21 protein-coding genes and 1 tRNA gene are annotated in these 19,414 nt (G+C 67.7%); 6 read left to right on the top strand and 16 right to left on the bottom strand.

Annotated features, from left to right (window positions below):
- Positions 1 to 2 precede the first annotated feature (2 nt).
- Together D3226_RS00470 and D3226_RS00465 are read right to left on the bottom strand one after the other, a co-directional pair.
- A complete protein-coding gene (locus D3226_RS00470) occupies positions 3 to 617 on the bottom strand; it encodes an FHA domain-containing protein FhaB/FipA (protein WP_202380488.1) in 615 nt (204 codons plus the stop codon).
- The gene (locus D3226_RS00465) at positions 614 to 1,534 is read right to left on the bottom strand and encodes an FhaA domain-containing protein (protein ID WP_202380487.1); all 921 of its coding nucleotides are present in this window, start codon (positions 1,532 to 1,534) and stop codon (positions 614 to 616) included. The genes D3226_RS00470 and D3226_RS00465 overlap by 4 nt, the downstream gene beginning before the upstream one ends.
- A 138-nt stretch (positions 1,535 to 1,672) precedes the next feature.
- Here D3226_RS00465 and D3226_RS00460 point away from each other — a divergent pair.
- Positions 1,673 to 1,756: transfer RNA gene (locus D3226_RS00460), tRNA-Leu, on the top strand.
- A 61-nt stretch (positions 1,757 to 1,817) separates the two neighbouring features.
- On the opposite strand, the gene D3226_RS00455 is transcribed toward D3226_RS00460, so the two are convergent.
- Positions 1,818 to 2,873, bottom strand: a complete 1,056-nt coding sequence (locus tag D3226_RS00455) for an NAD(P)-dependent alcohol dehydrogenase (RefSeq protein WP_202380486.1) — start codon at positions 2,871 to 2,873, stop codon at positions 1,818 to 1,820.
- Between the two features lie 167 nt (positions 2,874 to 3,040).
- Between D3226_RS00455 and D3226_RS00450 the strand changes: the two genes are divergently transcribed.
- Positions 3,041 to 3,325 (top strand): ribbon-helix-helix domain-containing protein, encoded by a 285-nt coding sequence (locus D3226_RS00450; protein ID WP_202380485.1) that lies wholly within the window; start codon positions 3,041 to 3,043, stop codon positions 3,323 to 3,325.
- A gap of 73 nt (positions 3,326 to 3,398) precedes the next feature.
- Here D3226_RS00450 and D3226_RS00445 read toward each other — a convergent pair whose 3' ends face one another.
- Genes D3226_RS00445 through D3226_RS00435 form a run of 3 tightly spaced genes read right to left on the bottom strand, consistent with a single transcriptional unit; the run spans position 3,399 to position 5,264 of the window.
- Entirely contained in the window at positions 3,399 to 3,833 is a 435-nt protein-coding gene (locus D3226_RS00445) for an ankyrin repeat domain-containing protein (RefSeq protein ID WP_202380484.1), read from the bottom strand.
- Positions 3,834 to 3,837: 4 nt separating this feature from the next.
- Complete coding sequence (locus D3226_RS00440; RefSeq protein WP_202380483.1) at positions 3,838 to 4,671, bottom strand: SDR family NAD(P)-dependent oxidoreductase; 834 nt, start codon at positions 4,669 to 4,671, stop codon at positions 3,838 to 3,840.
- Positions 4,668 to 5,264, bottom strand: coding sequence for a GNAT family N-acetyltransferase (locus tag D3226_RS00435; protein WP_202380482.1), 597 nt, complete (start codon positions 5,262 to 5,264; stop codon positions 4,668 to 4,670). The genes D3226_RS00440 and D3226_RS00435 overlap by 4 nt, the downstream gene beginning before the upstream one ends.
- 36 nt (positions 5,265 to 5,300) lie before the next feature.
- Here D3226_RS00435 and D3226_RS00430 point away from each other — a divergent pair, with 36 nt between their 5' ends.
- The 3 genes from D3226_RS00430 (at position 5,301) to D3226_RS00420 (ending at position 8,827) form a co-directional block, all read left to right on the top strand.
- Complete coding sequence (locus D3226_RS00430) at positions 5,301 to 5,924, top strand: TetR/AcrR family transcriptional regulator (RefSeq protein ID WP_337248853.1); 624 nt, start codon at positions 5,301 to 5,303, stop codon at positions 5,922 to 5,924.
- Positions 5,925 to 6,229: 305 nt separating this feature from the next.
- Positions 6,230 to 7,240 carry a GNAT family N-acetyltransferase gene (locus tag D3226_RS14960; protein ID WP_202380481.1) on the top strand — a complete coding sequence of 337 codons (1,011 nt, stop codon included), beginning with the start codon at positions 6,230 to 6,232 and terminating at the stop codon, positions 7,238 to 7,240.
- An 81-nt stretch (positions 7,241 to 7,321) separates the two neighbouring features.
- Positions 7,322 to 8,827, top strand: coding sequence for an aminotransferase class I/II-fold pyridoxal phosphate-dependent enzyme (locus D3226_RS00420; protein WP_337248852.1), 1,506 nt, complete (start codon positions 7,322 to 7,324; stop codon positions 8,825 to 8,827).
- Between the two features lie 6 nt (positions 8,828 to 8,833).
- Here the strand turns inward: D3226_RS00420 and D3226_RS00415 are convergent, their stop codons facing one another.
- The 9 genes from D3226_RS00415 to nrdI all read right to left on the bottom strand — a co-directional run bounded on the left by D3226_RS00415 (position 8,834) and on the right by nrdI (position 16,310).
- The gene (locus D3226_RS00415; protein ID WP_202380480.1) at positions 8,834 to 9,712 is read right to left on the bottom strand and encodes a MurR/RpiR family transcriptional regulator; all 879 of its coding nucleotides are present in this window, start codon (positions 9,710 to 9,712) and stop codon (positions 8,834 to 8,836) included.
- A complete protein-coding gene (gene phnE, locus D3226_RS00410; RefSeq protein WP_202380479.1) occupies positions 9,709 to 10,578 on the bottom strand; it encodes a phosphonate ABC transporter, permease protein PhnE in 870 nt (289 codons plus the stop codon). Before phnE (D3226_RS00410) ends, D3226_RS00415 begins: the two co-directional genes overlap by 4 nt.
- Complete coding sequence (gene phnE, locus D3226_RS00405) at positions 10,575 to 11,402, bottom strand: phosphonate ABC transporter, permease protein PhnE (RefSeq protein ID WP_202380478.1); 828 nt, start codon at positions 11,400 to 11,402, stop codon at positions 10,575 to 10,577. The genes phnE (D3226_RS00410) and phnE (D3226_RS00405) overlap by 4 nt, the downstream gene beginning before the upstream one ends.
- Positions 11,399 to 12,235, bottom strand: coding sequence for a phosphonate ABC transporter ATP-binding protein (gene phnC, locus D3226_RS00400; protein WP_202380477.1), 837 nt, complete (start codon positions 12,233 to 12,235; stop codon positions 11,399 to 11,401). Before phnC ends, phnE (D3226_RS00405) begins: the two co-directional genes overlap by 4 nt.
- Before the next feature lie 14 nt (positions 12,236 to 12,249).
- Positions 12,250 to 13,266, bottom strand: coding sequence for a phosphate/phosphite/phosphonate ABC transporter substrate-binding protein (gene phnD, locus D3226_RS00395; RefSeq protein WP_202380476.1), 1,017 nt, complete (start codon positions 13,264 to 13,266; stop codon positions 12,250 to 12,252).
- Between the two features lie 8 nt (positions 13,267 to 13,274).
- On the bottom strand, positions 13,275 to 13,976 hold the full coding sequence (locus D3226_RS00390) for an HAD family hydrolase (RefSeq protein ID WP_202380475.1): 702 nt from the start codon (positions 13,974 to 13,976) through the stop codon (positions 13,275 to 13,277).
- Between the two features lie 83 nt (positions 13,977 to 14,059).
- Positions 14,060 to 14,722, bottom strand: coding sequence for an amino acid deaminase (locus D3226_RS00385; RefSeq protein WP_202380474.1), 663 nt, complete (start codon positions 14,720 to 14,722; stop codon positions 14,060 to 14,062).
- 38 nt (positions 14,723 to 14,760) lie between these two features.
- Complete coding sequence (gene nrdF, locus D3226_RS00380) at positions 14,761 to 15,777, bottom strand: class 1b ribonucleoside-diphosphate reductase subunit beta (protein ID WP_237462160.1); 1,017 nt, start codon at positions 15,775 to 15,777, stop codon at positions 14,761 to 14,763.
- Positions 15,774 to 16,310: a class Ib ribonucleoside-diphosphate reductase assembly flavoprotein NrdI gene (gene nrdI, locus D3226_RS00375; RefSeq protein WP_202380472.1), complete on the bottom strand. Its 537-nt coding sequence runs from the start codon at positions 16,308 to 16,310 to the stop codon at positions 15,774 to 15,776. The genes nrdF and nrdI overlap by 4 nt, the downstream gene beginning before the upstream one ends.
- A gap of 258 nt (positions 16,311 to 16,568) precedes the next feature.
- Here nrdI and D3226_RS00370 point away from each other — a divergent pair, with 258 nt between their 5' ends.
- On the top strand, positions 16,569 to 18,428 hold the full coding sequence (locus D3226_RS00370; RefSeq protein WP_202380471.1) for a phosphoenolpyruvate carboxykinase (GTP): 1,860 nt from the start codon (positions 16,569 to 16,571) through the stop codon (positions 18,426 to 18,428).
- A gap of 103 nt (positions 18,429 to 18,531) precedes the next feature.
- Here D3226_RS00370 and D3226_RS00365 read toward each other — a convergent pair whose 3' ends face one another.
- On the bottom strand, positions 18,532 to 19,401 hold the full coding sequence (locus tag D3226_RS00365; RefSeq protein WP_202380470.1) for an SDR family oxidoreductase: 870 nt from the start codon (positions 19,399 to 19,401) through the stop codon (positions 18,532 to 18,534).
- Positions 19,402 to 19,414 lie beyond the last annotated feature (13 nt).

Genomic DNA, 19,414 nt, shown 5'->3' with positions numbered 1-19,414 from the left:
GCTCAGGGCCTCAACTCGAACGTGGTGGTGCCGATCGTGACGGGCGTGTACGGGGGCACCTGCACGGGCTTCGTGACGCGCACGCCGTCGAGCTTCGTGCCGTTCGTTGAGTCGAGGTCAGTGAGAATCCACTGTTCGCCCGAGCGGACGAGACGTGCGTGGTATGTGGACGTGTACTCGTCGACGATGACCAGCGTGGAGTCGCCGCTGCGACCGATCGTCACGGTGTCTTCGTCGAGCGTGATTGTCGTTCCAGTGGCGACACCGGACGTGATGGCGAGCGTGCCTGGCGCGCCCGCGGGGGTGAAGCTGGGTGCCGACTGCGCTCCGCCGGCGGTGGGCAGTGCGCCGCCCGAAGGAGTGATCGCGGGGCCGGAGTGCGGCGCGGGTGCAGGTGCCGCTGGTGCGGGCGCTGCCGGGGCTGCGGCTACTGGGGCCGCCGCGGCGATAACGGGAGAGCCGCCGGCGTTGTTCCCGCTCGCGGCCGCGTCACCGCGCATGCGGCGCACCGGGGCGCCGAACAAATCGCTGCGCAGCGCGTACACGATCGCGAAGATGAATAGCCACAGCAGCAGCAGGAAACCGATCCGCAGGATCAGGAGCGTGAGCTCACTCATAGGCCTCTCCAGAAGTCCTCATCGACACCGGGCGCCTCGCCGTCCACTGCGCGCTTGGCGCGTGGCGCTTGTGGCGGGCTGCCCTGCCGCGTTCGCGGCGGAAAATTCCCGGGATCGGCCGCGGGGGGCACCTGTGCCGCGGGCGGCGTCGCCGACGGGCGCGGTGCTGCCGGTGCGGGCTGGGCCGGATCCGGAGCTGAGAACGGCACGGTCGGGCTGGCGGCCGGGGGCGTCTGCCGCTGAGCGGCAGGATCGTGCGCGGGCACCAGTTGGAAGGTGAGCGCCGTCTGCCCGATCGTGAAGGTGATGCCGGGCTGCAGTGCCGCCTCGCGGAAGCGCTGGCCGTTAATCTTCGAGCCATTGGTCGAGCCAAGGTCGCGCGCGATGCCCGCGGAGCCATCCCAGATGATCTCAAGGTGTTTGCGTGAGGCTGCAGTGTCGGTAATGCGAATGCCGCAGTCCGAACCGCGACCCACTGTGGTGGTGCCGCGCGGCAATTCGTGGCGCTGCCCATCGACGTCGATGGCGGCGACCCAGTTCACGGAGCCCTCCACCTGCGTCGCGGTGATCTCAAGCACACCGGTGGTGAGTGACTCATCTGCCTGCAGCTCGATGTACGGATCGCTCATCAACTGGTAATTCTGGCGGCGCGCGTGCTTCAGCACGACGCCGACGAGCTCCTGTTGCAGGGACGAGCCCATGCCGATCAGTCGATCGGCGTCCTTCGGTGCGAGGCGCACAATAAAGCGGTTGGGGGCCAGAATGCGGTCGCGATCCACGACCACAGCTCCGATATCCAGCTCGCGTTTGAGCGCCGAAGCGATCTCAACCGGCTGCACACCTGAGCGGAAGGTGCGGGCGAATGCGCCGTTGACGGCACGTTCGAGCCCACGCTCTACGCTGTCGAGAATGCCCACGTGTTGGTATCGCCCTTTCGCTTGGCACCGCCGGTCGACGGTGTCGTCTTTCCCCAGTTTAGCCCGCTTTGGTGTGAAGGGGCTTGAGCTGCTAAGGTAGTGGAGTTGCCTGAGCAGAAACGCTCAGAACAACAACTCGCGCGAGTGGCGGAATTGGCAGACGCGCTGGCTTCAGGTGCCAGTGCCCGCAAGGGCGTGGGGGTTCAAGTCCCCCCTCGCGCACGAGTAACGGCGGGATCCTTTCGGATCCCGCCGTTTTTGTGTTTCCGGTGAGGCGCCCGAACTACAGCAGGATCACCGCGCGGCCGCGAAGGCGTCCGGCGTGGAGGTCCTCGTAAGCCTCCGCGACACGCTCGAACGGGTAGGTGTCGACGTCGTTGCGGATCGCACCGCTCTCGGCGAGGGAAATGACGTCGTGGGTGTCCGCAATTGTGCCGCCTTGGAACGCGAACACCTCGCCGTCGCGCGGGAGCGCACCAAACCACTGGGCGTCGAGCTTGCCGCCGCCGGCGCCAACGAGACCGTACGAGCCGCCGGGGCGTGTCGCGGCGAGCCCAGCGGCGATTGTTGCGTCAAAACCGGCGAAGTCGAGGATTGCGTTCGCGCCGATGCTGCCGGTGAGCGCCTGGATTTCGCTGACTGTGGTGTCGCTCACGCCAGTGAGGGTGTGGTGCGCGCCGAGCTCCAGCGCGATCTCGAGGCGCTGCGGATTGGTGTCGACCGCAATCACGGTGGCGCCCGAGAGCGCCCGAATGATTTGGATCGCGAAGGCGCCGAGGCCGCCCGCACCGATGACGACCGCGCTCGATCCCGCGCCGAGTTTTGGAAGCACGCGCTTCACTGCGTGCATCGCGGTGTTCCCCGCGTCAGTGAGCGGGCCAACCGTTGCCGGGTCGAGTGTGTCGAGGGGGATGAGCGCCCGCTCGGAATCAACGAGCACGTAGGGCGCGAGGCCACCGTCGCGCCCGTACCCGCGGCCGCTCGCGCCGAAGGGGCAGTTGTTGTCGTGCCCGGTGAGGCAGAACTCGCAGGCGCCGCACGAGGAAGGCGAGACGAGTGCAACGGCCTGGCCAACCTCGACCTTTGTGACGCCCGAACCGATCGCTGCGACGGTGCCACCGGTTTCGTGCCCGAGAGTAAAGGGCATCTGCCAGCCGAGGGCAGCGCCGTACTCGGCGGGCATCTGCTGCATGCCGAAGTCCGAGTGGCAGAGCCCGGCCCCCGCAACCTGCACAAGAACCTCCCCGGCTCCCGGCGTCGGCACCTCCACCTCCATGAAACGGGCGGGTTCTCCCCAGGCCGGAATTCGGTACGCCTGCATCGTCGACGGAATGGTCATGCGGTGCCTCCTTGCTCAGCAGCAGCCCGGTCGGGATCCCGCCGGGCATCTTGGTTTCCCGCCGACCCACTCGTGAGGAGGCGGGTTCCCTCACCCTATGCGGAGCTCCTGGGCAAGGTGAGAGAAGCCAAGTAGGATTAAGTCCTACTTCGTAGACAGGAATCGCGATGCGCACGACCAAACAGCTCAGCATTACCCTTCCCACAGCCATGGCTGAAGCGTTGAAAGAGCGTGTCTCGTCCGGCGCTTACGCGAGTGAGAGCGAAGTTGTACGCGATGGTCTGCGGGCATTGTTCGCCCGTGATGAGGCCGTCGAGTCCTGGCTGCAGACCGAGGTCGCGACGGCCTACGATGAGTTGCTCGCTGAGCCGTCGCAGGTGATCAGTGCGGAGGACATGCGTGCGCAGCTCGCGGGCGCCCATGCAAGACGGACCGCCGCGAACAGCGCATGACTCGCCGGGTCGGCTACTCACCCCACGTGCGGGAGCAGCTGACCGGGCCCCGTTGCTGGGGTTGCGCTGCGGGCTAGCGCGTCGAAGTGGGGCCGGCGGGTGTGTCTGGTGCAGCAGCGCCATCGAAGGGGAGCTCGACCTCAAACATGGCGGCAGTGGCGCGCGCCGTCGGGGTGCCCGCATCTGGGTCAGCGCCGCGCGACATGAGCGCCTCGATCACCGCGGTGTCGCGCTTGAACACGGCGCCCGCAAGCGGGGTCTGCCCGCGATCGTTGGCGCGGTCGAGGTCGGCGCCGCGTTCTGCCAGCGCGACGACGAGCGCCGCGTGCCCGTGATAGGCGGCAAGCATGAGGAGCGTGTTGCCCTTCGGGTCGGTGAGATCGACTGGCACACCCTGCTCGATCGCGGCGATCAGTTGCGCCGTATCGCCCGCGCGTGCGAGGTCGAAGAGCGCGTGCGCGAACTGCAGCACGTCATCGGGGAGCGCGTCGGCCGTCGAATCAGTCATGCGTCTATTCTCCGTGATCGTCGTGTGCGGGGCGGCCCGATGCCTGCGCGCTGGTCGTGGTCATGCGCTCGAGCAGCCGGTCGGGGAGCAGGCGCGTGAGCGGTGCTGTGAGCCGGTAGCGCCAGTCGGAAACTCGCACGGAGCGCCCGGCGTGCAGGGCGCGAAGACCCTCGCGGGCCACGCGCCGGGTGTCGGCCCACGCGATGCGGGGCAGCTGCGGCAGGTGTTCCTCGCCCATGCGCTCGTGGAACTCGGTAGCGAGGAGGCCGGGGCAGAGCGCGGTGACGCGCACTCCGCGGCGACGGTACCGCGCATTCAGCGAGCGGGAGAGCGACACCACGGCGGCCTTCGCGGCGCCGTAGGTGCCGGTGGGTGTGAACGCGGCCACGCTCGCAACGTTGAGAATCCACCCTTCGCCACGGGCCAGCATGCCCGGTAGCGCGGCGTGCGCGAGACGCAGCGGGGCCCACGATAGGAGCTCGTGCATGCGGCGCTCGTCGGCGATGTCACTCGTCTCGAAGCTCGCATAGACGCCGAAGCCGGCGTTGTTGATGAGGATGTTGACTGGCCGCGAAGCATCTGCGAGCCGTGCGGCGACGCGCTCGAGCCCCACCTCGGTGGTGAGATCGGCGGCAAGGACCTCGGCTGTGGGTGCCTGAGGAGTGTCTCGATTGGGATCGCCAGTTGTGCGCTTCGCATCGAGCTCGTGGGCGAGCTGCGTGAGACGCTGCTCGTCGCGCGCCACAAGAATCACGTGGACGCCGAGCGCGGTGAGCTGCCTGGCGAACTCGGCGCCAAGCCCTGCGGAGGCGCCGGTGATGAGCGCAGAGTAGGTCATGCCTTCAGTGTGGCAGTCGGGTGTTGCTCGCGAAAGGCATCAGCCTCTGGTGTTTCGTCAGGGCACAGTTCGAGGCCGTACTGTACGAGTTCGATTTCTGCGCCGGCGGGAGTGCGGCCTGTTGTTGTGGCGGCGCGCACAAACCCCGCGTTTTCGAGTGTGCGCTGCGATGCGGCATTGTCGCGCGCGGTCTGTGCGGTGAGGGTGTGGAGACCGCTCGCTGTGGCGAACTGTCGCGCGGCAGTGAGCGCGCGCTGGGCGTGACCTTGGCCACGGTGACGAGGGTGCAACCAGAACCCCACTTCTGCGGACTCTGCAGACACATCGAACAGTACGAGACTCCCTGCGAAAGCGTCACTCGTTGCGTCAGCGATCGTGAGGACGGCAAGATCTCCGCGGATAAGTGCTGGCATGACGGTCGCGGCGATCATGGCGCGGACTGACGCGGAGGTGTACTCGGGTTCTGGGAGGTGAGCGAACTGCCGCACGGTTGGGTCGGCAGTCCCTTCGGCGTAGGTGGCAGCATCTGAAGCGTCGAGTGGGCGGAGCCGGGTGGTACCGGCCTCAACGGGAAGGAATCGAGAATTCAGCATTCGCTTAAACTAACAGTGTTTAGATAAGCTCGTGCTGTGAGTTACTGGACACAACCCAAGCCCGTGCAGCGTGAGCGTGCCGTGGCAATCGAGCAGATCTCGGAGGCAGCTCTTGCCTTGCTCAACGAGGGAGGCAATGCGGCACTCACCATGCGTGCGGTGGCAGCCAGCGTCGGCGTGACCGCGCCAAGCCTGTATTCACGTGTTCGGTCGGTCGATGACCTCGCTGATCTTGCGTTGGATCGCGCGCTGGGTGCAGATCCAACGCTGCATGCGCTGTGCGAATCGACAGATAGTGCCCCGGAACAGGTGCTGCACGCACTCTTTCAGCACTTACGACATCACCCCTGGGCGTGCCGAATCATTGCAGAGCGTACGCCGCGCGGCCCTCACTACCTCCGCCTCTCTGAACGGCTCATCGTTGGGCTCAAGCGCGCAGGGGTTGAAGAGCCGCTCGCAGCGTCGTACGCGCTCTCCAATTTTGTGATTGGGAGCGCCCTCACCGCGGGCGTCGCGGAGCACGAAGCCTCGACGTCAGTCGACCCGGAAGCTGCGCCAAGCTACGCGCTCGCCCACGCCGCGGGAGGGGATCCCATTCGGGGGCCGGAGACCGTATTCGCGCGAGGGCTTGCGGTGCTGCTGGACGGATTCCGGGCCTGAAGCCGTGAGATCTATGTGAATGCCCAGCGCAGACCTCGTTACTCTAAGAATCCGACGCGCCCGGGAAGTTCCGGCGCCGCACAGGCTGGAGGCCACCCATGACGAATACTCCCGATCGCGACACGGTTCGCGACGCATCGCAGAGTACGGATGCGGCGCACGCCACTGGCGATGTGCGGCGTGAGATGTTCGCTGGACCGCACGGGTCGGAATCTCGCACCCAGGGGGTAGACACCGCGCAGGTCACCGCCATTGCGGGTCAACCCGAACGAAACGGGTAAGAGCTCCCGCCGCTCTCGCAGCGGGTGACCGCGCCCACGGAGGTCGTGATTCCTGCGGTGGGAGCGGGGCTCGAGTGGCGCCCGCTGCGCCGCACCGACTTGCCCGCACTGCTTGAGCTGCAGCGCGCGGCAAACGCGGTCGACAACCCGCGTTTCGTGCCACGGCTTGACGGGCTGGAGGAAGACTTCGACAGCGCTGGGTTCGATCCCGATCGAGATAGTGTCATCGCGTTCGACGCGCAGGGGAGAGCGGTCGCGTACGGCGAGGCCTACCAAGACGAGGAAGCCGAGACCGTGGTGACCGTGCACGTGAACGGCGTCGTGCACCCAGAGCGGCGGCGCGAGGGCATCGGCAGCGCCATCCTTGCGTGGCAGGAGGCGCGCGGACTGCAGCAGCTCGCGGCCTCCGAACTGCGGCTGCCCGGGTGGTTGAGCGCGGGTGCTGAGGAGGACGCCGCCGCACCGCGCGCGCTGCTCGAGGGGGCCGGATACGCTCGCGTGCGCTGGTGGATGACCATGGATCGGGATCTTGCCGCGCCGATTGCCGAGGTGCCGCTCGGGCCGGAGCTGCGGTTCGAGCCGTACGGCCCGGCCTGGTCGGAGCCTTCGCGGTTGGTGATCAACGCGGCGTTCCGTGATCACTGGGGCAGTCAGCCCACGTCGCGCGAGGACTGGCAGGCGTCCGAGCGACTTGCCGCGTTCCGGCCAGACCTGGGTACGGTCGTGGTGGCCACGCTGCCCGACGGGAGCGAGGAGGTTGCCGGCGTGCTCACCGTTGAGGTGAATGAGGAGGAGTGGGAGCCGAACGGCTTCACCTTCGGATACATCGAGGTGCTGGGAGTCGCGCGTACCTGGCGGGGTCGTGGAATCGCGCAGGCGCTCCTGGCCCGCACCTTCGCAGCGCTCCGCGCGGAGGGCTTCGAGCGCGCCGTGCTCGACGTCGACAGCGAGAGCCCCACGGGAGCGGACGGGCTGTACGCGCGCGCCGGTTTCCGCGAGCTTGCGCGCTCGGTGAGCCTGGTGAAGGTGTTTTGAAACGACGGGGTCAACTAGCGTGGGGTGGGTGAGCCGACCGGGCGCAGAAGACCGGCGGGCACCCACCCGGAAGGATGCGCAGTGACACAGCCCGCAGAGTACCCCTTCGCTGGGGATCGCACCCCGTACGCGTCAGCGCTTGAGCGGCACATGCAGCGGCAGCCGACCATGCTGATGGTGCCCGGGCACGGTGCGACGGCGGCGGGGCCGAGTCGGCGACTTGCCGAGTTCGCGGGGGAGCGCGCGGTCGCGATGGACATTCCGCGACTCATCGAGGGCATTGACGTGGGCCCGCGATCGCCGCTCGCGCGGGCGCAGGAGCTCGCGGCCGAAGCATGGAGTGCGCGAAGCACCTGGTTCCTCACGAACGGCGCGTCACAGGCGAACCGGATGGCCGCGATTGCGGTCGGTAGCCGCGGGCGAGGATCCGCGGTGCTCATGCAGCGCTCCGCCCACTCCAGCTTCACCGATGGTGTGCTCGTGGCAGACCTGTTCCCCTTCTTCATGATGCCGAGCGTGGACACTGCGCGCGGTATCCACCACGGCGTCACCGCTGCGCAGGTTGAGGAGCACCTCGCCGAGGCGCGGGCCGCAGGCGAGGACGTGGGAGCCGTGTACATCGTGAGCCCCAGCTACTTTGGCGCGGTGGCCGATGTGGCCGCGATCTCGCGCGTCACCCGTGCCGCAGGGGTGCCACTGATCGTCGATGGCGCGTGGGGCGCGCACTTCGGATTCCACGAGTCCTTCCCCGAGTCACCCACTCGACTGGGCGCCGACATCGTGATTTCGAGTACGCACAAGCTGGGCGGTAGCTTCACGCAGTCGGCCATGATCCACCTGGGCGAAGGGCCGTTCGCGGATGAGTTCGCGCCGCTGCTCGAGCGCGCTTTCATGCTGACGCAGAGCACGAGCGAGAGCGCGCTGTTGCTCGGCTCGCTCGACATTGCACGCGCCACGCTCGAGGACGGCGAGGGGTTCGCCGAGTCGGTCGCGGCGGTCGCGGCGTTCCGCGAGCGGCTGCGACAGGACGGCCGCTTCCCGATCGTGTCCGACAGCTTCGGCGAGTTCAGCGACATTGTTGCCGACGACCCGATGCGCGTCTCCATCGACGTGACGAGCACCGGGCTCACGGGGCACGCGGTGCGCAGCCTGCTCGGGGAGCGCTTCGCCGTGTACCTCGAGATCGCTACAGTGAGCGCGGTGGTCGCGTTTGTGGGCCCCGGGAAGCTCCCCGATTTGGATCGCCTGTTCGCTGCGCTCGACACCCTGCACGCGGAGCACGGCGGTGGAGGGCTCATGGGGCTTGACGCGATCCCGCCGCTGCCCCGCCCCGGCGCGCTCCGAGTGCGGCCCCGCGAGGCGTACTTCGGTACGCACCGTACCGTTGACGCGCAGGATGCGATCGGACGGGTCAGCGTTGACGCGCTTTCCGCGTACCCGCCCGGGATCCCGAACGTGCTGCCGGGCGAGGAGATCACACGTGAGACGGTCGAGTTTCTGCGCGCGGTCGCGGCTGCGCCCATCGGGTACGTGCGTGGTGCGCTCGATCCGGCGGTGGCCCAGCTGCGCGTGCTCGCCGCCGAGTAGGGCGAGCTACTCGGCGATTGCTCCGGCGAGAACGGTGAGGGCGGCGGCGCGTGCGGCACGTCCGCGCTCGCCGCTGCGCTCCACGAACAGGTCGACCAGCTCTTCCGTGAGGAGCATGAGGGCCGCGCGCGAGGTGTGGATCAACTCGTCGTGGAAGCTGTCGTTGATGGGCGGCACGACGAGCGCCGTGTCGGCCTGCGCGACGATTGCGGAGCGTGCGAACGAGGTGATCGCGATGACCTGCGCACCGCCCTCGCGGGCCGCGGCCATTGCCTCGAGGGTGGGGCGGTTCGCGCCGGAGCCGGAAAACACGATGCACGCGGACCCGGCGCCGAGCTGCCGCGCCGCGATCTGCTGCGCAATCGGGTCCGCGAAGTGCTCCACCGAGCGGCCGGCCGCGTTGAGACGCATCACGAGCGCGAGCCCGAGCGGCCCGGACAGCCCGTTGGCAACCACCAGCACGCGGTCAGAGTGCTCGAGCGCGTCGAGAAACCCATCGACGGCTTCGGGGGTGAGCGCGGCGAGCGTGTCTCCGAGCCGGGCGCCCACTTGCGCGATGCGGCTGCGCAGCGCCCCGAGCGCGCTCCCGTCGGCGGCGGGCACGGTGGCGTCGCTGCGCTGCGCGGCAGACTCCAACGCCAGCTCCTGCACGAGCGCGACGCGCAGCTGCGGGTAGCCCTCGTAGCCGAGGGACTGCGCCGCACGAATGACGGTGGTGCGCCCCACGCCCACCCACTCGGCGAGCTCCTGCGCGGTGAGTTCGACCGCGCGCCCGCGATCCTGCGCGATTGCCTCTGCGACTTTGCGTTCGGTTTTCTGCAGGCCCGTCGCGAGGGCGGCAATCCGCACGCTCGGTCGCGCCTCGGGGGATCCGGTCCAGGTCATGCCCGTCCTCCGCTCATGAGCCGGCGGCGGATCGCCCCGGAGATGGTGTCCATAATCATGGTGGCCACGATCACGACGATCAGCAGCATGCCGACGGTGTCCCACTGTCGGTAGTTCGTGTAGTTCGAGAGCATACTGCCGATGCCGCCGGCCCCCACGAGGCCGAGCACGGCCGAGGTGCGGATGTTGATCTCGAATCGATAGAGCGCAAACGAGAGGAGCGCGGGGGCCACGGCGGGCCAGAGCGCCCACCGGGTGACCTCGGCCGTCGTGCCGCCCGCCGCGCGCACCGCCTCCGGGGCGCCATCGCGCACCGACTCGACGGTCTCGTACACCCACTTGCCCTGCGTGCCGATGCCCGCGATCCCGAGCGCGAGCGCGCCGGTGAGCGGGGTGAGCCCAGTGACGGTCAGCAGTACGAGCGCAATGATGACCTCGGGCACGGCCCGGATCACGGCGAAGAGGCCGCGCAGGATCCCGCGCAGCCAGAGCGGGCCCACTCCGGTCGCGGCGAGCATGCCGAGTGGGATCGAGATGACGACGCACAGGAGCGCGCCGAGCCACGCCATCGAGATAGAGCGCCACGTCTCAAAGAGCGCGCGGGGGAGCTTCTCCCAGTTCGGCGACTCAAACATGAGCCACAGGTAGTTCGCGATGCGGCCCGGCAGTTCGGGAAGGTCAGCCCAGGAGATCTGTAGCCCGCCAGCGGCGATGAGGATGACGAGCGCGGCGAGAATCGACCACAGCGTCGCGGCGAGACGCGAGGGTCGCTCGGGCAGCTGGAGTTCAGCGCCGCGGTGCCGGGAACTGCTTGGCGCGGAGGTGCCTCGGGTGGCGGGCGGTGGGGTGAGGGCGGTCTGGGTCATACAAGCCTCCTGCGCAGCAGGTTCGAGAGGATCTCGATCGCGATGACGACGACCAGGATCTCGAGGATGATCACGGAGACATCGGAGTAGGCGTAAAAGCCGCGTCGCTCGTCGAGCAGGCGCCCGATGCCGCCGGCGCCCACGATGCCGAGGATGGCGGAGATGCGCACATTCAGTTCGAGCGCGTAGAGCCACTGGTTCGTGAAGAGCGGCCACACCTGCGGCAGCGCCGTGGCTCGGTTGATCTGGAACTGTGTGCCGCCGGCCGCCCGGCCCGCCTCCATGTAGCTGTGGTCGGATGCGTCGATGGCCTCGGAGACGAGTTTCACCACCACGCCGAGGTTGAAGAGCACGAGGGTGACCACGCCGGGGAGCGCGCCCACCCCGAGCATCGCGACAAGTACGGTGGCGTACACCAGGTCGGGCACCGCGCGGATGATGTTGACCGCGGTGCGCACGATGCCGCGCGTGATCCCGTTCGGGTTCGTGGGGGACGCGGCCCACAGCGTGAGCGGCACGGAGAGGATCGCGGCGAGCACGGCGCCCACGAGCGCCATCTGCAGCGTCTCGAGCATGGGCGCCCAGGTGCGGGGGAGGAACGCGAGGTTCGGCTGCAGGAGCTGCGCGATCTTCTCCGCGCCGTTGCGCCAGTTCTTCGCGATGGCGGCGAGATCGAGTTCGATCCCACCGATCGCGGGGAGGCAGGTTGCCGCGGTGAACGCGGCCACCGCGGCGACGATCAGGACGATGCGCAGCCAATTGCGCGGCCGCGGGGGCAGCGCGAGGGCTTCGGGGGAGGCTGCGTTCGGCGCGAACACGGTCATGCGCGCGTCCCGAGCCGGTCGCGAGGTTGGATCGGGCGGCCGTAGATCTCCTCGAAGTCGGCATCGCGCGCCTCGGCCGCGGGGCCGTCGTAGACCACCGCTCCATCGCGCAGCCCGATCATGCGGGTGGTGTACTGGCGTGCGAGGTCCATGAGGTGGATGTTGATCAGCACGGTGAGGCCGCGCTCCGCGTTGATGCGAGCGAGATCCGCCATCACGGAGTGCGCGGTGGGCGGGTCGAGGCTCGCCACGGGCTCGTCGGCGAGCATGACGCTCGGCTCCTGGGACAGGGCGCGGGCGATCGCCACGCGCTGCTTCTGTCCGCCCGAGAGCGAACCGGCGCGAGTCCACACTTTGTCGAGGATGCCCACGGAGTCGAGGGCGCGCAGCGCGATCTCGCGGTCCTGCGCGCTCGGGATCCCAAGCAGGGTGCGGTACGCGGGCGAGTGCGCGAAGCGGCCCACGAGCGTATTGCGGTAGACGCTCGCGCGCTCGGCAAGGTTGAAGGCCTGGAAGATCATGCCGATGTGGCCGCGCGCCTCCCGCAGGGGGCGACCGCGCAGCTCGGAGATCCGGTGCGGGCCGACGGTGACGGCGCCCGAAGTGACGGGCACGAGTCCGTTGATCGTGCGGATGAGCGTGGACTTGCCAGATCCGGAGAGCCCCACGATCGATACCATCTCGCCGGGCTCAATGGTGAGGGAGACATCGCGCAGTGCGCGAGTGCCGTTGGGGTAGGTGACGGAGGCGTGGTCGAGGGCGATGCGCCACGAGGCGGCGTCCGGCGTGTGCCGGACCTCCGCCTCGCGGCGCGCATCGGGTGTGTGTGACATGGAGCGAGCAGAACCTAGTTCGTGAACTGGCTGAGGATCTCGCCGTAGCGCGTGATCTCGTCCTCAGCAGTCTCGTTCGTCCAGTCGGAGAGCCCCACGAGGTCGAACATCACGGTCTTCGCGTCCTCGGAGGAGTCGGCGTAGTCGTCCATGAGCTTCGTGAGCTTGGTCACCAAGTCAGCGGGGAGGGCCGAGGAGACCGCAACGCCGCCGTTCGGGATCATCTCAGAGTACGAGAACGCGACGACCTTGTCGGCCACCTCGGGTGCCTCCGCGGTGACGGTGGTGCGCGCGTCCCAGTAGCCAAAGCTCACCTCAGCATCGCCGTTGGCGACGGCCAGCACCGCGTTGTTGTTGCCCTCGACCGGCACCTGTGTGATGTCCGCGTCGGTGTCGATGCCCGCATCACGCATGGCGACCACGGGGTACTGGTAGCCGGCGGGCGACGTGGCCGCCTGAAGCGCAACCTTCGTGCCCTTCGAGATCTTCTTCAGTGCGTCGATCCCCGCGGGGCCCTGGCCGGTCGCGTCGGCGCCCGCCTGCTCGATTCCGTTGCAGTAGAGCAGCTCGATGTCGCTCGCCGCGTAGCGCGCCTTCACCGGCGCCTCGGCGCAGTACTTGTCGGGGTTGTTCGTGAAGCCGACGGCCGCGTACGACGTTGCGCCGAAGCGCACGTCGCGCAGCACCAGTTCGGCGTCGTACTGCTTCGTCGCGTTGTAGAGCGAGCCGGCGTCGGCGATGATCACCTGAGCCTGGTCTGCGCCGAGCGCTTCGACGGTCGCGGCGTAGTCGCTTGCCACGACCCCTTCCACCTCGATGCCGAGCCCCTCGGAGAGGTAGGTGGTGAGCGGGTCGAGCGCCTCGGCGAGGTCTTCGCCTTCAACCGAGGGGACGAGGGAGAGAGTGATCGACTCGGGCCAGGCCTGCGCCTCTTCGGTCGGCGCGGAATCGCCCGCCCCGCCGGTGCTGCAGCCTGCGAGACCGAGTGCTGCGACCGTGAGGGCGCCAGCTGCAATGAGTGACTTGCGCATGAGGGGAGTTACCTTTCAATGCCGGTTGCCGAGCCGAGCGGCTCGTGTGTGCTGGACGCCGCGGTCGCGGCCCAGGTTTCGATGTCGGTGCGCAGCGCGGCGAGCGAGGGCCCGCGCAGCGTCACCGAAGCAGGGGAAAGCGCCGCCGTGGCACCCACGAGCGCCGTGTCGGCGCCGAGGGCGCGCGCCGGCGCAAGATCAAATTCGGCGATGTCGCCGATGCTGAGCACGGGGCCGCGCGCGCGGAGCGCGGTGATGAGGCGGGTGAGGCCCGCGGGCTTGCCGATCGCGAAGTGGAGCTCGGCGAAGCGATCCCGCACCCCCCAGGCTGCGAGCACGCGATCGATGCCCTGCTCAGGGGCGTTCGTGGCGAGCACGAGGCGGGCCGAGCGCCCGAGCGTCTCGAGGAACGCGTCGAGCTCGGGAATGGTGTCGACGGGAGCGAGGTCGGTGCCGAGCTGTGCGCGGCTTGCCATGTAGGCGGCCTGCAGGGTCTCGTCGTCGACGCCCGCTGAGCGGGCGAGCGATCCCACCACGTCGTAGCCATCGCGGAACACTGCCTCACCCGCGTCGAAGCGGGCGAGCTCGGCCTCGACGCGCTCTGCGAACCCTGGCCCGGCTGCCGGCGCGATCTGCTGCGCGTAGGCACGGACGGGCCCGTGGCCGATGGCTAGCGTGCCATCAAAGTCGAAGACGATACTCGGCGCCATGCGCACTCCCTTTCGGTTTGGACGATGAATCCAAACTTAGGGACGCAAATGGACGAAATGTCTATGGGGCGGTGAACGCTCGGTTACCAGTCGGCAACAGCATTCCAACGCGATCCCGGATCGCGCTCAAAATCGGCAAGAAGCAGCTCGGGATCGCCCGAAACGGGAAACGCAGTGATGAGCCGCAGAGGCGACCCCGCGTGCGTGCCAGCGTCGCTGATGCCGTAGACGAGAGCGGTTGGCCCGCCCGATTCGGCCGCGTGCAGCACTACGCGTGCGCGGTGCAGCCCCACCGGGGAGGAGAACTCAGCGTCGGCCACCCGCGCGCCGGCCGGCGGGGTGAGCAGGACAGGCAGCGCTGCGCTCGTCACTCGCGCGAGCGTGGTGGCCGTCGCGTCCGTGCGGAGCAGAAATTCGTCTGTCGGTCGTCCGAGTGCGCGGGCCAGCTCGCCCGTGACCCAGCGATCGCGCTTGTACCCAAAGGGGGTGGGCACCTGCGAGAACCAGTAGCCGTAGACGTGCAGGAGGCCCGCGTTGCCCACCGGGAAGTCGGCGTGAAGGTCTGCGGCCACGTGAAGCTCGTCGAAAAGCTCACGAGAGATCGATGGGACCCCGGTGAACTCGTCGATGAGTGTTGACCCGCCCCAGGCTAAGAACTGGCCCGCCGTCGCGTCCGTGCGGATCTGTGCGAGCACGGCTTCGAGGTCGGGCAGCGCGGGTGGGGCCGAGAGTGGTGAGCTGTTCACCCCGCCACTATTGCACGGCGGGGTGAACAGCTCGCGGACTAAAAGTCCCAGTCGGCGTCGCTTGTCTCCTCGGCGCGGCCGATCACGTACGACGACCCCGATCCCGAGAAGAAATCGTGGTTTTCGTCAGCCCCGGGAGCGAGCGCAGCAAGGATTTCCGGGCTCACCGCGGTCTCCGCTGCCGCGAAGCGGGCGGGGTATCCCAGGTTCATCAGCGACTTGTTGGCGTTGTAGCGCACGAATGCCGCCACATCCGGCATGAGGCCGAGCGGTTCATAGAGTTCGCCCGAGTACGCGAGCTCAAGCTCGTAGAGCTCCTCGAGCAGCGAGAAGGTGAACTTGCGCATCTCTTCCTGCCGCTCGGGGCTCTTCGTCTCCAGGCCGCGCTGGTACTTGTAGCCGGAGTAGTAGCCGTGCACGGCCTTGTCACGCAGGATGAGCCGAATCATGTCTGCGGTGTTGGTGAGCGTCGCGCGCACAGAGAAGTGGAGGGGGAGGTAGAACCCCGCGTAGAGCAGGAGTGACGAGAGCAGGGTGGACGACACCTTTCTTTTGAGCGGATCGTCGCCGTAGTAGTGCACGAGAACCTTCTTGCATCGCTCCTGCAGGAGGTCGTTTGCGACGGCCCATTGGTACGCGTCGTCGATCTCGGGCGTGCTTGTCAGGGTGGAGAACACCGAGGAGTAGGAGCGCGCGTGCACCGCCTGCATGAACGCGATGTTCGTGTACACCGCCTCTTCGTGCTCCGTGCGCGCATCTTGGATCTGCGCGATCTCGCCGACTGTCGCCTGCACGGTGTCGAGCATGGTGAGCCCGGTGAACACGCGCATGGTGAGCGTGCGCGCCTCCGCGGTGAGCTGGCCCTGCCAGGCGGGCAAATCATTTGAGAGGGGCACCTTCTCGGGAAGCCAGAAGTTTGCGGTGAGGCGATTCCACACTTCGAGATCCTTCTCGTCGCTCACCCGGTTCCAATTGATCGGCCGGATGCGGGCAGTGGGGTCGTGGCGGAACCCGGGCGGCGTGACCGATGGGAGAGGGGGGAAATCGGGCATCATGCGGACCTTTCAGGTGACGGATGGGTGGATGCTGTGGTGGCTTGATTGGGATCGCGCTCTGCCCGTCGCCAGAACTCGGCGAGGCCCGCGGTGACGCGTTCGACATCGAGCGGTGTGCCGAGCAACTCGAAGCGATACAGCTCGGGCACTCCGCACTTCGTTGCGATGATCGGACCTGCAAGGCAGTAGTGCTCACCGAAGTTCGTGTTGCCCGCGGTGATCACGCCGCGGAGCATGCCGCGATTTGCGGGGTCGTTGAGGAAGGCGATGACTTGCTTGGGCACTGCGCCATTGAGTGCGCCGCCGCCGTAGGTAGGGAGCACCAGCGTGAATGGCCGGCTCACTCGGATCCCGCCCTCGATCCGCGGCCGGAGTGGGATGCGCGCGGCGGGGCGGTCGAGCTGTTCCACGAAGCGACGAGTGTTCTCCGAGACGCTTGAGAAGTACACGAGATCGGGCGACTCTGCGGGTGCGAATTCCTGCAGCGGCGGTGGTGCTGTGCCGCCAAAACGGGGTGGGCTCGGAGGGCGCATCGAGTTTCCTCTCGCTTGAATTTGGACTATATCTAGTGCTTGCTCGCGTCAATTGCCACTAGATCTAGTCCTAACACGACTTCGCGGCGAATTTCTACGACACGCCCAATTTGAAAGTTAGACGCGTCGAACAATAGGGTGGACGCAGGGCCGAGGCACAGTGGGCGGACGCCGTGACGCGCACGGAAGCCACTCGTGCAAATGCCGCGGCCCTGCGAGACTGGGGTCATCGAGTCGATCCCGAGAAAGGCGTCTGCCATGAGCGATTCCGAGCTGCCCGTCATCCCGGCAGGGGTGCAGAACGAACACGTCCGCGCCTTCATTGCCGAGTGGGCCGCAATCACTGAGCCGGAACGGATCGAGGTTGTGGGCACGGAGGACGACGAGAGGCTCATCGCCGAGTCGCTCGCCGCCGGCACGCTCTTCCCTGCGGGCCGCGGACGCTACTTCTCTCGGTCGCACGAGAAGGACACCGCTCGTTCCGAAGAGCGCACCGTCGTGGCCACGTCGGACCCCGAAGACAAGGGTGCATACAACAACTGGCGTCACTCCGGCGAGGTGAAGCCGGTGCTCATCGAGCGCATGCGCGGCGCCTCCCGCGGGAAGACGATGTACGTCGTCCCGTACTTGATGGCGCCCCCGGGCACACCGCTCGAGGCGTTCGCCGCTGGCGTCGAGCTCACCGACGATCGGAACGTCGTGCTGCAGATGATCCGCATGGCGCGGGTCGGCATGGCCCACATTGACGGCCTCGCCGATCCCGCATTCTTCGTTCGCGGTGTGCACGTGACCGGTGATCTTGACGCGCTCGGGCAGGGTACCGCGGAGGATCAGCGACTGTTCGCGACGATCGCCGACGAGCGCACCATTCTCCACTTCGGCTCTGCGTACGGCGGCAATGCGCTGTTGGGCAAGATTGCGCACGGCCTACGGCTCGCCTCCTACGATGGCAAGGTGTCCGGGAAGTTCCTCGCGGAACAGTTCCTGCTGCTCGGAATCGTGGACCTGGAGACCGGCGCCAAGCGGCACATCTGCGGTGGCTTCCCGAGCGCGTCAGGCAAGACCAACCTGGCGATGACGCTGCCCCCCGAGGCGCTCACCGATCGCTACCGCGTTGAGTTCTACGGCGACGATATTGCGTGGCTGTGGGTCGACGACGAAGGGCGCGTGCGTGGCATCAACCCTGAGAACGGTGCGTTCGGCGTCGCGAAAGACACGAATGAGGAGACGAACCCGACCGCGATGGCGGCGATTGCAGAGGGTTCGGGCACGATCTTCACGAACGTGGCCTACAACGAGCGCACGCAGGAAGTGTGGTGGGAGGGGCGTACGCCCGAGCCTCCCACCGAGCTCGATGGGTGGCTCGACTGGCGCGGCGAGCCCATCGCGGCTCGCAGGCCGGACCAGGTGAATGAGCCGTGGGCGCACCCGAACAGCCGCTTCACGATTCCCCTCGACAGGATCCCCAACATTGCGGGTGACGTCAACGCGCCTGAGGGTGTCGTGATTGATGCCGTCATTTTCGGCGGGCGAACGCGCGACCGCGAGCCGCTCGTTCGCGCCATCGACGATTTGGCGGAGGGTGTGTACGACGGGCTCACCCTGGGCGCTGAGGCAACTTTTGCCGCGGAGGGCGTCGCCGGGCAGCTCCGCTACGACCCGATGTCGATGCGGCCATTCATGTCGTACGGCGAGGGCGACTATGCGCAGCACTGGCTCAACGTCTTGGGCGGAGCGTCGCACGCGCCCGCCTTCGCGCACGTGAACTGGTTCCAGCGCGATCCCGAGACGGGCGCCTACCTCTGGCCGGGATACCGAGAGAACCTGCGTGCGCTGCTCTGGTTGCTGCAGCACCACGATGGGACTGCGGTCGGCACCCCGACGCCCGTCGGCACGGTGCCACGACTCGAAGAGCTGGATCTCAGTGGACTCGACATCGACTCCGAGATCCTCGCGCAGCTGCTCGCGGTCGACGTGCCGCGCTGGCAGCAGGAGATGAGCTTCCGGGCCGAGCACCTTGCTCAGTTTGAACGAGTGCCCGAGGAGATTTGGATCGCTCATCGTCGCGTCGAGGTCGCTCTGAACGCAGCCGCAGGTGAGTCTTCGTCTGAAGTCTAGAAGCTCTTCCGCGCCGGCAAAGCGGCCCTGCGACCCGACATTGTCGAGTCGCAGGGCCGCTCCCGTCCCCAGGGGCGCGGGCGATGCGCCGGCAGGGCCTTTCTCAGGCGAGAATGCCGCGGAGCCAGTCTGCGACGGGGCGCGGTGTCAGTGAGAGCTCCTGCTGCGCACTGTTCTCGGGGGAGATTTCGTAACCGGTCTGCGCGTTCAGTGCTTCGTAGAGTCCCACTACGGCTGCGGCACCCGGGCCGAACAGCGGAGTGATGAGTTCACCGAACGCTGTGGGAGTGATCCCCTCAAAGCGCACGGTGTGTCCGAGTGCCGCGGAGAACTCTGCAGCGAGCTCATCTCCGGTCAGGCCGGGGAGATGTCCGATCGAGATCACACCTTCGGTGCGGGAGCCGGCATCCTCGGTGAGCAGTCGCACGACAACCTCCGCGACATCCAAGTGTGAGCTCCAGGACACCGAATAGTCAGCGGGCAGCGGGTACCGGAGCACACCGTCTTCCTGCGCGGGCCCCGCGATAACGGGCAGCAGGAGGTTCTCAAGGTAGAGGCGAGGGGAGACGACGGCGGTCGACACCCCGCTCTCGACAACGCGCCGGATGAGCGTGCGAAGGGGGCCGCTCTCGGTGGCCTGGAGCGGCGACTCGGGCTGGTCGACGATCAGTCCGCTCGTTGAGATCACGACGCGTGCGGGGCGTGCGGCTGCAATCGCCGTGGCGACAGCGTCAGCCTGCGCCGAGTCAACGCCGGGCGCACCCATGGGCAGGTGCACGAAAACGCCATCGGCGCCCGTGTAGAGCGCGGTCAGCGCGGCGGCGTCGGTGAGGTCGACCGCGGCGGGAGTGGCCCCTGCGGGAATGCTGTCCGGGTTGCGAACGGCGGCGGTTGCCGCATGGCCAGCAGCGAGAAGGGACGCGAGAACTGGGGATCCTTGGGCGCCGGTTGCGCCGTGCACGATGTATGTCATGCTTCTATTAGTG

Origin of the sequence: Leucobacter chromiireducens subsp. chromiireducens (assembly GCF_016758255.1) — a bacterium.
Taxonomy (GTDB): Bacteria; Actinomycetota; Actinomycetes; order Actinomycetales; family Microbacteriaceae; genus Leucobacter; species Leucobacter chromiireducens.
This window is presented reverse-complemented; position numbering and strand designations above follow the sequence as displayed.